The following is a 13,113-nucleotide window of genomic DNA, read 5'->3' as shown; positions in this document are numbered from 1 at the left end:
TGCACTCGTTATGCCTGGCCTGTGTTCTCGTCCCGGTCATCCCTTGCGTCCCAAGTGTCCGGTCGGCGCGCAGACATACTCATATGCTTCAGAATTCCCCTAAAATTGGGCATTCTTCGCATGTGGTGACCTTGGACGTACGGCCTCAGCTTCTCGACGCACTCTCCGCCCTGCGCGACCGTGTCGCGGCCGCACGCTTCCCGCTGCCCCTGGCGGGCGCCCCACGCGCGCGTGCCAACCGCGACGAACTGCTCGCCCAGCTCGACGACTACCTGGTACCCCGGCTCAGAGAGCCCGACGCGCCCCTGCTCGCCGTCGTGGGCGGCTCCACCGGGGCGGGGAAGTCCACGCTGGTCAACTCCCTGGTGGGCAGACGCGTCAGCGAGGCCGGCGTGTTGCGGCCGACCACCCGCACCCCGGTCCTGGTCTGCCACCCGGAGGACCACCACTGGTTCAGCGGCATGCGGGTCCTGCCCGACCTCACGCGCGTGTGGGTGCCCCACCAGGAACCCGGCGAGGACCTGCTGCTGCCCGGCGAGAACCCCGCCCGCGTGCTGCGCGTCGAGACCGCCGACACCCTGCCGCCCGGCCTCGCCCTCCTCGACGCGCCCGACATCGACTCCCTGGTCGCCGACAACCGAGTCCTGGCCGCCGAGCTGATCTGCGCCGCCGACATCTGGGTGATGGTCACCACCGCCGCCCGGTACGCCGACGCCGTCCCCTGGCACCTGCTGCGCACCGCCAAGGAGTACGACGCCACCCTGGTCACCGTCCTCGACCGGGTGCCCCACCAGGTGGTGACCGAGGTGTCCCGGCAGTACGCCGCCCTGCTCACCAAGGCCGGGCTCGGCGAGGTCCCCCGGTTCACCGTCCCCGAGCTGCCCGAGTCGGCCTGGGGCGGGGGACTGCTGCCCGCCACCGCCGTGGCCCCGCTGCGGACCTGGCTCGTCCACCGCGCCCAGGACCCCGCCGCCCGGCAGCACGTCATGGCCCGTACCGCCTACGGCCTCCTCGACTCCCTGAAGACCCGGATGCCCGAACTGGCGAGCGCCACCGCCGCCCAGTACGCCGCCGCCCTGCGGCTCACCGCCGCCGTCGACGGGGCCTACGACAGCGAGCACGCGCGCGTACGGGGCCGCCTCCAGGCCGGTGCCGTGCTGGCCGGGGACGCCCTCAAGCGCTGGCGGGCCTTCCCCCTCGACTGCGCCGCCGAGGAACTCCTCGACTCCCTGGTGGAGAGCCTCGGCACCCTCCTGCTGTGCGCCGTGACCGCCGCCGACGAACGCGTCGACGAGGCATGGCGCCGCGAACCGGCCGCCGCCGCCCCCGGCCTCACCACCGGCGACCCGGCCCCGGACGGCGCCGAGCACCGCATCGGGATGGCCGTACGGCGGTGGCGGCGCGAGCTGGAGGAGTACGCCGAGGAGGAGACGGGCGAACTCGACCGGAGCCTGGCACCCGACCCCGGGACGGTCGCCGCCCTGGTCGCCACCGCGCTGCTGGGCGGACGCCGGGGCCGCGCCGCGGGGGAGACCCTCGCCGAGCGGATCGGCGCCCACGGCGCGCTGCGGCTGCGCGACCGGGGCGGACGGCTGCTGACCGAGTACGTCGACCGGATCATGCACCGGGAGCGCGAGCGCCGCCTCGCCCCCCTCGACGCCCTGGAGGTCCATCCCGAACCGCAGGCCGAACTCATCGCCGCGCTGTCCGTACTGCAGAAGGAGAGGTGACCGGTGACCGCCGTCACTGACCAGGACCCCACCGAGCACACCGGCCCCACGGGGGACGGCGACGGATCCTCCGGCGGACGCCGGGGCCGCAAGGGCTTCCTGCGCCGCGAGGCAGCCCCGGGCGCGGGGGACCGCCCGGGCGCCGGGGATCGCCCGGGCGCCGGGGAGCGCCCGGCGGACGCCTCGGACCGGCGCCCACGGCGGGACGGCGGGCCCTCGGCCGAGGAGTCCCCGGCCGGTGGGCCCTCGGCTTCCCGGTCCTCCGTCGGCAGGTCCTCGGCCGACCGGCCGGTGGCCGGCGGGTCCCCGGCCGACCGGTCCTCCGCCGGCCGGCCGGCGGCCGACGGCCCCCCGGCCGACGACGAGGACGCCTGGGACGACGGGCTGATCGCCCGCCGGGTGAACGAGACCGGCGGCGAGCCGTTCCCCGCCGCCGAGACCCGGCCCGCCGCCCTGAGCCCCCTGTCGGTGACCCCCCTGGCGTACGACGGCCCCCTCAGGTCCCGCCTGGACGCGCTGCGCGAACTGGTCGGGCTCTCCCGCACCCGCCTCGACAACCGGACCCTCGCGGAGGCGGGCCGGGTCCTGGACGAGGCCGCCGCCCGGCGCCGGCTCTCCGGACAGCACACCGTCGTCGCCCTCGCGGGGGCCACCGGCAGCGGCAAGTCCCAGTTGTTCAACGCCCTGGCCGGCGTCAACATCTCCGAGACCGGCGTGCGCCGCCCGACCACCGCGGCCCCCATCGCGTGCAGTTGGAGCGACGGCGCCGCCACCCTGCTGGACCGGCTCGGCATCCCGGGACGGCTGCGCCGGCGCCCCGTCCAGCCGCCGGACGCCGACGCCCAACTGCGCGGACTCGTCCTCGTCGACCTGCCCGACCACGACTCCGCCGCCGTACAGCACCGCGAACAGGTGGACCGCGTACTGGCCCTCGTGGACGCCGTCATCTGGGTCGTCGACCCCGAGAAGTACGCCGACGCCATGCTGCACGAGCGCTATCTGCGGCCCATGGCGGGCCACGCCGAGGTCACCTTCGTCGTCCTCAACCAGATCGACCGGCTGCCCGGCGAGGCCGCCGAGCAGGTCCTGGACGACCTGCGGCGCCTCCTCGACGAGGACGGCATCGCCCTCGGCGAGTACGGCGAACCCGGCGCCACCGTCATGTCCCTGTCCGCGCTCACCGGGGACGGCGTCGGCGAGCTGCGCGAGGCGCTCGGCCAGTTCGTGGCGGAACGGCAGGCGCCCGCGCGGCGCATCGCCGCCGACGTGGACGCCGCGGCCTGGCGACTGCGTCCCGTCTACGTCACCGGGCGGCGTCCCGGGCTCAGCGAGGAGGCCCGGGAGGAGTTCGCCGACCGCCTCGCGGACGCGGTGGGTGCCACGGCGGCGGGCGACGCGGCCGAACGCGCCTGGCTGCGCAACGCCAACCGCGCGTGCGGCACGCCCTGGCTGCGGCTGTGGCGCTGGTACCACGAGCGGGGCGAGTCCCCCACCGGGCGGCTTGCGCTGCGTACCCAGGCCGACGAGGAGGCCACCGCCCGCCAGCGCGTCGAACAGGCGGTCCGCACGGTCGCCGACCGGGCGTCCACGGGACTGCCCGCGCCCTGGGCGCAGGCCGTGCGCGAGGCGGCCGTACGCGGCTCCCAGGGGCTGCCGGAGGCGCTGGACAAGCTGGCCGCCCGCGCGGGACTGCCGCCGGGGCGCCCGCCGCGGCCCGGGTGGTGGCCGATGGCGGTGCTGGCCCAGGCCGGCATGACCCTGCTCCAGGTGGTCGGGGGCCTGTGGCTGCTCGGCCAGATCGCCGGCCTGCTCCCGCCGAACCTCGGGGTGCCGGTGCTGCTGATGCTCTCCGGGATCGTCGGGGGGCCGCTCATCGAGTGGAGCTGCCGCATGGCCGCCCGGGGCCCGGCCCGGCGGTACGGCGCCGAGGCGGAACGCCGGCTGCGGGAGGCGGCGGCCGGGTGCGGCCGGGCCCGCGTACTCGACCCGGTCGCGGCGGAGCTGCTGCGGTACCGCGAGGTACGGGAGCAATACGGGCGGGTGACGGGGGCGGGGGCGCCGGTGGGGTGACGGGGACGTCGGCGGGTCCTCGCCGCGGGGCGACGGGGGGCGTCGGCGGGTCCCCGGCGGTGCGGGATCACCCGTCCGGGGGGCGGAGTTGTCCACAGGCCGGCGGTGGTCCACAGGGCTCAGCGGGCTCGGCCCGGCGCGGGCAGTCTGGCCTCGCGGCGATCGCCAGGACGCGGTCGCCACAGCCGCACGGGACGGACCCGGCGGCGCGGGAGGGGCGGACGACGATGAACGAGACCATGGTGTGCGCGGTGGGGAACGTGGCGACCCGGCCGGTCTACCGGGAACTGGCGAACGGCCCGTCGGCGCGGTTCCGGCTGGCGGTCACCTCGCGCTACTGGGACCGGGAGAAGAACACCTGGACCGACGGCCACACCAACTTCTTCACGGTGTGGGCCAACCGCCAGCTCGCCACCAACGCGGCCTCCTCGCTGGAGGTGGGCGAACCCGTCATCGTGCAGGGCCGGCTCAAGGTCCGCACCGATGTGCGCGACGGGCAGAACTGGACCTCGGCGGACATCGACGCGGTCGCCATCGGCCACGACCTCGCCCGGGGCACCTCGGCCTTCCGCCGGTCCGGCCGACCGGAGACGGCGGCCCGGCCCCCACGCCCGGAACCCGACTGGGAGACACCGGCGGACGGGACGGACCCCGCGGACACGGACACGGATACGGAGACGGAGACGGACACGGACGAAGACGTGGAGGCGGACGCGGGCGCCGAGGGACGACCGGAGCCGGTCGCCGTCCCGTGAGACGACACCGAGGACGTACGGGGAGGACGTACGGGGAGAACGTACGGGGGCGCCGCGGCTTATCGGCGGATCAGCGCTGTTGATCCCGCAAGATCCCCGGAGATTTGTCGATAAGCCCTGCGCGCGACCGATCCGGCGATAACGATTCCGAGTCGGATCGGTGTTCGGACCACGCCCGGGGAAAGGGGGCGGCGCGCCACATCCTTAGGATGCCGAACAGGCCCCGTGGGGCCGCTGATTCTGCTGGTGGGACCGTGCCCCCCACATCAACAGGTCCTGCTCGAAAGGGAATTTGGTGCTCGCTGTCCTCTCAGACCTGACCGTGCCCGGACGAGGAGCGGCGCGTCTCGCCGCCGCGACGCTGGTGTCGACGCTCGCCGCCACCATGGTGATGTCCGGCGCGGGCCGGGCCGCCGCCGAGGGCACGGGACAGAGACCGGGCGGGGCGACGGCCACCATGGACGGCCTGAAGACCTACGGCGGCGCGGTGCTCCACGGCGACGACGGGGACCGGGAGGTGCCGGCCGGCCTGTTCGAGATGTCGGTCGAGGGCGGCGGCATGCTGCAGACCTACTGCGTCGACGTCCTCAACCCCACCCAGAAGGACGCCAAGTACCAGGAGACGCCCTGGAGCGGCACCTCGCTGGGCACCAACAAGGACGCGGGCCGCGTCCGCTGGATCCTGCGCAACTCCTACCCGCAGGTCGACGATCTCGCGGCGCTCGCCAAGAAGGCGGGCGTGAAGGACGGCCTCACCCGGCAGGACGCGGCGGCCGGGACGCAGGTGGCCATCTGGCGCTACTCCGACCACGCCGACGTGACGGCCGTCGACCCGGGGGCCGAGCGGCTCGCGGACTACCTGGAGAAGAACGCCCGCCCGGTGGCCGAGCCCGCCGCGTCGCTCACCCTCGACCCGTCCTCCCTCTCCGGCCACCCCGGGGAGCGGATCGGCCCGGTCACGGTACGCACCAACGCCGGCCGGGCCACGGTGAGCCCGCCGGCCGACGCCGCCACCAGCGGGGTGCGGATCGTCGACCGCAAGGGTGAAGAGGTCACGGACGTCACCGACGGCGGCCGGATCTACTTCGACGTGCCCGAGGACGCCCCGGCCGGGACGGCGGCGCTGACCGTCCAGGCGTCGACGACGGTACCGGTCGGCCGGGCCTTCGCCTCCGAGAGCCGCAGCCAGACCCAGATCCTGGCCGGCTCCAGCGAGTCGACGGTCTCCGCGACGGCCGGCGCGACCTGGGCGGACCAGGGACCGATACCCGCGCTGTCCGCGGCGAAGAACTGCGCCGAGGGCAGCCTGGACATCACCGCCGGCAACGCGGGCGACGAGACGTTCGCCTTCGACCTCCTCGGCTCCGGCCACCGCCTCGCGCCCGGCGAGACCCGGACGATCGCCGTCCCGCTCCAGGAGGACCAGCCCTACGACCTCACGGTCCACGGCCCCGACGGCTCCGCGCACCGCTTCACCGGCATCCTGGACTGCCGCACCGAGTCCGACACCCTCGCCGACGTCACCACCCAGACGGTGACCGAGCCCACCCCCCTCACGGCCGGCGGCACCGCCTCGGAAGCCAACCTCGCCGAGACCGGCACCTCCGACCTGACCCCGTTCCTCACCGCCACGGCCCTGACCCTCCTCACGGTCGGCGGCACCACCCTGTACGTCCTCCGCCGCAGGAACCCCACGACGGAAAACTGACCCCGCACCTCGACGCACCTGCGGCCGACCCACCCCGCACACGCCCCGGGCCCGACCACGAAACCCCAGGTCAGCGCCCCCACCGGGAACGTATTTCCTCCCAGGGGTGGCGGTGCGGCAAGATGGGGTGTTACTTGCCACGAGAGGGCATGAAAAGGCCCCTCACCAGCGGTTTCCTGCCGATGAGGGGCCGTGTCAGGCGGCGTGGGCCGTCTCTGGGCCGTGCGGCGTCTCTGGGCCGTCGTGAGTGCGACCGGCGGCCCGGTACATCGCGGAGATGGCTTTTCGCGTCCGGGTCTCGCTGGACGGCATGAGGTGCGTGTAGACCCGGAGGGTGAACCCCGGGTCGCTGTGGCCGAGGTACAGACTCAGGGCCTTGATGCTCTCCCCGGCGTCCAGGAGGACCGAGGCGTAGAAGTGCCGCAAGGCGTGCATCCCGTGTTCCCGCGCGGCGGCGTACCGCTTGCCCTTCTCAGGGACCGGGATGATGCCGGCGGACGCGAGAGCGACCTCGCCGTGCCATCAACCCGGGGATGTCGGCCAGAGGCACCCAGGCGATATGCCCGGCCTCTTCCAGATCGGTCGGCTCCCCGATGAGCTTGGCTCCATGCCCGACGAAGATCTCATGCGGCGAGTCGACCCATACCGACCATGGGCTGGTACGTGACGACATGCTCCAGGGCGTTCGGCCGCCACCCGGTCTCTTCCTCGACTTCTCGCATGGCGGTCTGAAGAGGCTCCTCGCCCTCATCGACGATGCCGCCGGGCAGCTCCCAGCCGAAGGCATCGGGGACGAAGCGGTACCGCCACATCATGAGCACCCGGTCTTGATCGTCAATGACCGCGGCGATGGCCACATGGTGAAGCCTGACGACATGGTGCTCGAAGCGCTCGACCCCGGGCGGTTCGACATCGACGAGGCTCAGCTTCACCCAGCGGTTGTCGTACAACGTCCGCTCGCCATGGATCTGCCAGGGTTCGGTTCCACGTCGGCCGGCGCCTCGGTCGTCACGGACCGATCCGGCACCCGGTAGGAGCTACGACCGTGAACCTCGACGACACCCTCAGCAACGAGTTTGGCCAGCACCTGACGCAGGGCCGTCCGGCCGATCTCCAGCTCCTCCGACAGAGTCCGCTCAGACGGGAGCTTGGAACCTGGCGAGTACTTGCCCGTAGCGATCCACTCACGAATCGTGCGGTAGACCGGCTCCGACTTCGGTCCCATCCGCTGAGCACTCTCCTGCCGTCGTGTCGAGTATCCGACCCAAGCCTAGCCACGTGCCTACTCACGTGAGTAGGCATCACCCGCCGACGACACCCGGCATGAGCGCGGTAGAACTTTCCCTACTTCATCAAGCCGGCTGCGCTCCGCTCCGCCGGGCGCGCTCCCGGCTCCGCCGCAGGCGCCGCTCCTGCCTCCGGCTCGCTCCGCCCGCGCTGCGCCGACGCGCGCCCACATGTGGATAGGACCGGAGGCCACGAGTCGATCACCGCATGCGCGGTCCAGGTCAGAACAATGCCTCCGGCGGGGGATCGGCCGGCACCGGGATGGAGGGGGCGCCGTCGCTGGCTGCGGGTCCGTGGGTGGCGTGCGCGGGGAGCTCCCATCCCGTCCACCGTCGACCCAGGCGAAGCCGAGCAGACGCGGCCCATGGCGTCCAGGTCGTTCGTACAGTGGCGCGCTCCACCTGGACGCCATGGACCACGCCCGCTCCACGGAGTGTGGGTCGACGGCGGACGGGATGGGAGCTGAGGTGAGTGGTGGGCTGGACGGCGTTCAAGTGCTAGAGCGCTGCTTTGACCTCTCGAACAAGCGCCGCAAGGTTGTACCCCTCGAAGTAATGCGCATCCCTGGAGATGTGCTCCTTGAGGAATTCGACAATCGCGTTCTTGCCGGGATGTGGCGCGGGATTCTCACCGGCCAGTTCGTCAGACTCATATTCCAGACGTAGCATCCAGGTCTTGAATATGCCGTCGCCATCCCGCATGAGAACTAGACCTTGATCGAAACGATAGAACATGTCGACCTCGTTGGCCGCTTCGGTAATAACCCAATTGATTGCCTTTGTGGCTTCAATTACAAGTACATACAGATAGAATCGTTCCACCTGAAACTCTGCGAAGAGAATCTTGTACGCGTCAGGGTCCCAACCGATATTTTTGTATTCACGCCGAAGCCTCCAGGCGTCTTCATTCCTTGACTCCATGCAGTTCTGAAGATGGTTCAACAGATCCGCCGTGACGTGATGCAGGTTTCGAAACGCCTGTTCGGTACGAGGGAAGCGGTTGGGCCACCGCATTTTGAGGAGCCAAGCCCCGGCGGCGATCATCTGGGAGTAGCTTGCATCGTCAAGGATGGGTATCGGCTGATTCAGCCGGGCTGTCACGAGTTCCCACTGGTCGAGTTTCATCTTCTGCTCCCAGACCAAAAGGAGTGCAGCCATTCTTTCCGATACTTCACGTTGCGACTCTTCACCCGTCCCTAAACTTTCCGTCACAAGCCGTTCGTGAGACGCCTTCATCTCTTCCAGTTTCGCGACCGAGAAACCAGCGCCACTATTTTTGTCAATTAGCGTGTGATGGGTTGGACACAGGAGTAGTAGATTTTCATACGAGTCCAACTTGCTGTCATCGTATTCTGCATCGTAACGCGGGCCATCTGGTCGCGCTGACCTTATGTGCGCTTCCTCCCCCATTACTACGCCAACTGTTGCTAGAAGCTCAGACTCTTCCGTCCCTAAATCTGCTGTCAAAGTCTGGCTGCATGCAGGAAAGGCGCATCTATTTCCAGCGCGGCCCCATAGGAGCTTGCGATTGAGTACGTTGATCGACAATGGTCCCCCTGGACTTCATGCACTGCGGCCAAGCGGGGAAGCCCCCATTGGCACCAGTGGAAGTATGGCAGTGCAGGAGGTTGCCGTCTCAGGATCACCGAAATGTGGTTCGGGCAGCTCGGGCGTTCGTGGGCGCTAGCCGCTGCTCTGCAACGACAGCAGACGGGACGTCTTCAGAGACAGCCCAGGCGTAGAGCTACGGATCACAAGGCGGCCGTGCACCAGCAGCCCGATCGAGCAGGGCAGCACAGTAAGTACCGGGCGGTCGCGGCACCCCGGCTACGAGAGCGACTCCTGGACCGCAGGAGGACCTTTCTGCTGCGGACTCGGAGGCTGCTGTTACCGGCCCAGCTTCCAGTCCGTATCGAGGAGGGCGGCGTGCGCGGCGGCGATGATCATGATGCAAGGACACCACCCCTCCAGTTCTTCAGGTTGCGGGAGTGTGGCTGGCCCAACCGCAGCTTCAAACCCAGACTGACCAGGCTCCGGCCACCGTCGCAAGTAAAAGTCCGGCGACGGCAAGCCACGTCGGCCCGCGGAGATCGTTCATTGCTTGCTCCCAGACCAGCCGCTGAGCCCACTCGTACGTGTAGGTGAGGCGACCGAAATTGAAAGCTGGTTGCCGGATGGCATACATGGCTGCGCTCTGCGCCTCGGATGACTCATAGGTACCCTCCGGAGCCTCGATGACGCGATCAATAGCTTCCAATTCGTTGACCAACCTTCGGTAGTCCGCCCGGAGGGCCAGTCCGCCCCAGACGATGGCAATCAGCGGGAGGAGCCCGCCGGCCACGGTCATCAATGTCAACGTCAACTTCATGCCCGGACCCTAAAGTGCGGTTGCGGCCTTGGGTACTGGTTGGCCTCGGAACCGAACAAGCAACAGGCGCTGAAGCAGCTGAGCAGGCAGCTTGGTCACCCTCAAGGCCGCAGTGACGAAGGCGTAGGGCTGCTCGCCGAGGCGCCCCGATGGGCACCGCACCACAAGCGCACCAGATTGAGCGGAGAACAGCAGGGAACCACGGTGACGCAACCAGGCCCGAGGAAGCTGCATCGCAGTCATTAGCCCAGGTCAGCGATCGGTCTGGCCACAAATGATCGCAGCTTCCCAAGCTGAGAGCTCAAGCACCGTCAGCACGTGCCGGCCGTCGTGGCTTGCTCTGGTCGACAGCAGTGGCAGCGTGGTGGAGGCCGGTGGGGGTGCAGCGAGGCACACGCGTGCCTGGCTAGTCAGCGCACCCACCGTCGTGGCTGGCTGTCGTCGGCTGAGGTTCGTGCCACCAACGTGCCAGATGCAGGGGTCAGCCGCGGTCAACGTCGGTCCCCATGGTCGAGTAGCCGCCCGTTGCCTTGGCCGGCGAAGCCGCAGTTCAGGCGCGAAATCCCCTAGCCTCTCCCCGATGCGGTGCTCACACACGAGCGCCCTCCCGGGCCCTCGTCGACTGTGGAAGGGCGCTCAGCATTGACCAACGTCGACAGCTACCGACAGCTCAGCAGCAGGTCACCGCGTTGATCGATAAGGCGGCCGCAGGTCACGGCCGCGCGTGATCAGTTGTGGCCGTACTGAATGGGTGGCCGGCGGAAGAGATGTGCAGGCAGTGTCAGCGGCACCCGCGGCTGGTTGCTACGCGCAGTACGTCTCGCAGGGCGCCTGCCAACTGGGCGGCGAGGAGGAACAAGTCCTCTTCGGTGTCGGGGTCGTCGTCGAGTGTCTCCCGGGCCTCTTCCAGGAGATCAGCGGCCATTGCGAGTTGCTCCGCCTCGATGCGGTCGGCGAGGCGGGACACCAAGCTGACGTCGTTGTCTGTGCTCAGGTAGCAGGGCTCACCTTCCGGTCCTGCCCACGGCAGGAGCCTGAGCTGGTCCTGTGGCGTCATCCGCTGGTCCGCCTTTCGGTGATCGGGGTGGTGGGTGTCGGCGGGTCTCCGGGGGTGCCGTCGTTCGGTGGCCCGCCTGTGGGCGCCGGTGCCGAGTGGCACGGGCAGTCGCAGGCTTCGTAGATCACGGGGACATCCACCGGTGCCGAGGCCGGAGAGGACTCCGAGCACGCCAGGTGTCTTCCGATCTGGCACGCGACGGAGCGGTAGGGGGCAGGCGTCGCGTCCAAGTGGTGCCTGTGATGTCGGGAGGTCATCAGCGGGGCCCCAGAAGAGCGGTCCGGGCGTCGGCCGGCACGTGAGGTGCGATGACGATCGACGGGTGCGCTCGACTGGCATGTTCCTGAGCCAGGACGTACGGCCGGACCAAGGCAACGTCCTCGCCTCTGAGTAAGTGCTGATGGCGTGTACGGACGGGGGCCGTCAGGGTGAGGGTTTGATCATCTACGGGTGCGCGGGGGGCCGGGCTGGCCGGGGGGAACAAGGGTGCCCGCGGGCGACGGTGCTTGCCCTTGGGTGAGTGTCGGGTCCTGATGAGGGAGATGGCGTGACGGATGTGTTCGAGCACGCTGGATCAGCTCCTAGTGCTGATGAGCCGGTTCCCCGGCGTCGTCCGTCGAGGGGACCGCTTTGTGTACGACCGCCCATAAGGTGCGGTCGCCGAGGCTGGTAGCGAGGAGGCCGAAGCGGTCGGCCTCGGCCACCGCTTCCAGGGCTTCCCTCCATGACTCGGCGGAGAGTGCTTCCGGCACCTCCGCTTCGATCGTGGTGAAGCGGGCGTGTTCCTCCATGCGCGTGGGGAGTCCGGCGGCGGACAGTCGGGCGGCGATGGCCGCCGCGCTCACTTGCGAAGCGGGCACAGGCAGCCTCCGTCACCAGTGATCACTTTCAGTGAAGCTAGTTAACTAGATTAGAGCTAGTGGACTAGATTTTCCACATGCCTGAGCAGCCGCCTTATCTCCGCATCGCCGACGAGCTCCGGCGGCGGATCACGGAGCGCGTGTGGGAGCCGGGAGACCGCCTGCCGTCACGCGCTCAGATCGGCCAGGAGTACGGCGTGGGCGAGAACGTCGTCCGCAGGGCGCAGGAGCTGCTGATCTCGCAAGGCGTGCTGGAGGGGCGGGCCGGATCGGGGACCTATGTCGCCGAGCCCCGTCAGCGGGTGCGGATGTGCGGATCGTTCGGTCGTCGGCGCGTGAGCGTCCCACCGGGTCGCCGTTCCGCGCCGACATGAAGGCCCTCGGCAAGCAGGGTGACTGGGAGAGCCGGACCGACGCCAAGGTGCCGGCCCCGGCGGACATCGCGGCACGGCTCGGCATCGACGAAGGCGCCCTGTGCGTCCGTACGTCGTACGAGTTCCTGGCCGACGGCAGGCCCGTGCAGCTCTCCACGAGCTGGGAGCCGTACGAACTCACCGCCGGCACGCTCGTCGTTCTTCCCGAGGGCGGGCCGCACGCCGGGGCGGGTGTCGTGAACCGGATGGCCGCCATCGGGATCACCGTCAGCCATGCCGTCGAGCAGCCGGAGCCCAGGCAGGCGACCGCCGAGGAGGCGTCGCTGCTCGGGATTCAGAAGGCCGCGCTCGTCACGCACATCCGGCGGACCTACTACAGCGACCAGGGACGGCCGGTCGAGACGGCGGACATCATCGTGCCCGCCGCTCACTGCGAGATCGTCTACGAAATTCCGATCAACCGGTAGCCGACGCAGCCGCAACAGCCGTGGTCAGCCTGCGTCGGATCGGTCGCTCTCAGACTTCCTGCGCGTCGGTCGACGTCCACCAGGTTGTGAGGCGATCCGCCATTCCCGGTACGTGGTAGGGGCTGCCCAGGCCGAAGTGTTCGGTCAGCTCGGTGTCCAGGAAGTCGTGCAGCTTGGTCCGGTCGGCGCCGCTTCTCAGGAGGGTGAGGATCGGGACGATGAGGCAGTCGTACTCGTCCTGCACATCGTCGGCCACGCCGAGCGGGTCCCACTCGTTGAGCAGGCGCCGCAGGGCGTCGTGCGTGTCTGTCGCTGTCATGGCGGCAGGATGGCAGACACGCCACCCGTTTGATCGTTCCCGGGCCGTCCCTGGGCCGTCCAAGGGGGACCGAGGCTGACCGGCGACGACCGTCACCGACGGACGAGCAACCGCCGCTC

Annotated in this window: 9 protein-coding genes and 3 pseudogenes; 5 read left to right on the top strand and 7 right to left on the bottom strand. The window is 69.9% G+C overall.

Annotation, left to right across the window (positions count from 1 at the left end; all coding sequences use genetic code 11):
• Positions 1–122: 122 nt before the first annotated feature.
• The 4 genes from IE316_RS02315 to IE316_RS02300 all read left to right on the top strand — a co-directional run bounded on the left by IE316_RS02315 (position 123) and on the right by IE316_RS02300 (position 6,263).
• Entirely contained in the window at positions 123–1,730 is a 1,608-nt protein-coding gene (locus tag IE316_RS02315) for a dynamin family protein (RefSeq protein ID WP_190202368.1), read from the top strand.
• A gap of 3 nt (positions 1,731–1,733) precedes the next feature.
• Complete coding sequence (locus IE316_RS02310; protein ID WP_190202367.1) at positions 1,734–3,800, top strand: YfjP family GTPase; 2,067 nt, start codon at positions 1,734–1,736, stop codon at positions 3,798–3,800.
• A gap of 227 nt (positions 3,801–4,027) precedes the next feature.
• Positions 4,028–4,555 carry a single-stranded DNA-binding protein gene (locus IE316_RS02305; protein ID WP_190202366.1) on the top strand — a complete coding sequence of 176 codons (528 nt, stop codon included), beginning with the start codon at positions 4,028–4,030 and terminating at the stop codon, positions 4,553–4,555.
• A 295-nt stretch (positions 4,556–4,850) separates the two neighbouring features.
• Positions 4,851–6,263 carry a Cys-Gln thioester bond-forming surface protein gene (locus tag IE316_RS02300; protein WP_229910154.1) on the top strand — a complete coding sequence of 471 codons (1,413 nt, stop codon included), beginning with the start codon at positions 4,851–4,853 and terminating at the stop codon, positions 6,261–6,263.
• A 195-nt stretch (positions 6,264–6,458) separates the two neighbouring features.
• Here the strand turns inward: IE316_RS02300 and IE316_RS02295 are convergent.
• The 6 genes and pseudogenes from IE316_RS02295 to IE316_RS02270 all read right to left on the bottom strand — a co-directional run.
• Positions 6,459–6,770: pseudogene (locus IE316_RS02295) on the bottom strand (tyrosine-type recombinase/integrase); the annotation flags it as partial.
• Between the two features lie 7 nt (positions 6,771–6,777).
• Positions 6,778–7,488 (bottom strand): annotated as a pseudogene (locus IE316_RS02290) (NUDIX domain-containing protein); the annotation flags it as partial.
• A gap of 559 nt (positions 7,489–8,047) precedes the next feature.
• Positions 8,048–9,097 carry an HNH endonuclease signature motif containing protein gene (locus IE316_RS02285; protein ID WP_229910153.1) on the bottom strand — a complete coding sequence of 350 codons (1,050 nt, stop codon included), beginning with the start codon at positions 9,095–9,097 and terminating at the stop codon, positions 8,048–8,050.
• 463 nt (positions 9,098–9,560) lie between these two features.
• The gene (locus tag IE316_RS02280; RefSeq protein ID WP_190202365.1) at positions 9,561–9,917 is read right to left on the bottom strand and encodes a hypothetical protein; all 357 of its coding nucleotides are present in this window, start codon (positions 9,915–9,917) and stop codon (positions 9,561–9,563) included.
• 781 nt (positions 9,918–10,698) lie between these two features.
• Positions 10,699–10,974 (bottom strand): hypothetical protein, encoded by a 276-nt coding sequence (locus IE316_RS02275; protein ID WP_190202364.1) that lies wholly within the window; start codon positions 10,972–10,974, stop codon positions 10,699–10,701.
• 581 nt (positions 10,975–11,555) lie between these two features.
• The gene (locus tag IE316_RS02270) at positions 11,556–11,834 is read right to left on the bottom strand and encodes a hypothetical protein (RefSeq protein WP_190202363.1); all 279 of its coding nucleotides are present in this window, start codon (positions 11,832–11,834) and stop codon (positions 11,556–11,558) included.
• Positions 11,835–11,911: 77 nt separating this feature from the next.
• On the opposite strand from IE316_RS02270, the pseudogene IE316_RS02265 reads away from it, so the two are divergent.
• Positions 11,912–12,675 (top strand): annotated as a pseudogene (locus IE316_RS02265) (GntR family transcriptional regulator).
• Positions 12,676–12,724: 49 nt separating this feature from the next.
• Here IE316_RS02265 and IE316_RS02260 read toward each other — a convergent pair.
• The gene (locus IE316_RS02260; RefSeq protein ID WP_190202362.1) at positions 12,725–12,994 is read right to left on the bottom strand and encodes a hypothetical protein; all 270 of its coding nucleotides are present in this window, start codon (positions 12,992–12,994) and stop codon (positions 12,725–12,727) included.
• Positions 12,995–13,113: the final 119 nt, after the last annotated feature.

The organism is Streptomyces fumanus (genome assembly GCF_014655295.1).
Classification (GTDB): Bacteria; Actinomycetota; Actinomycetes; order Streptomycetales; family Streptomycetaceae; genus Streptomyces; species Streptomyces fumanus.
Note: the sequence above shows the minus strand (reverse complement) of the source record. Positions and strands in the feature narration are given on the sequence as shown.

Coding starts and splice junctions, on each gene's coding strand:
- IE316_RS02275 (WP_190202364.1), bottom strand. CDS start 10,974: ATGACGCCACAGGACCAGCTCAGGCTCCTGCCGTGGGCAGGACCGGAA.
- IE316_RS02280 (WP_190202365.1), bottom strand. CDS start 9,917: ATGAAGTTGACGTTGACATTGATGACCGTGGCCGGCGGGCTCCTCCCG.
- IE316_RS02305 (WP_190202366.1), top strand. CDS start 4,028: ATGAACGAGACCATGGTGTGCGCGGTGGGGAACGTGGCGACCCGGCCG.
- IE316_RS02260 (WP_190202362.1), bottom strand. CDS start 12,994: ATGACAGCGACAGACACGCACGACGCCCTGCGGCGCCTGCTCAACGAG.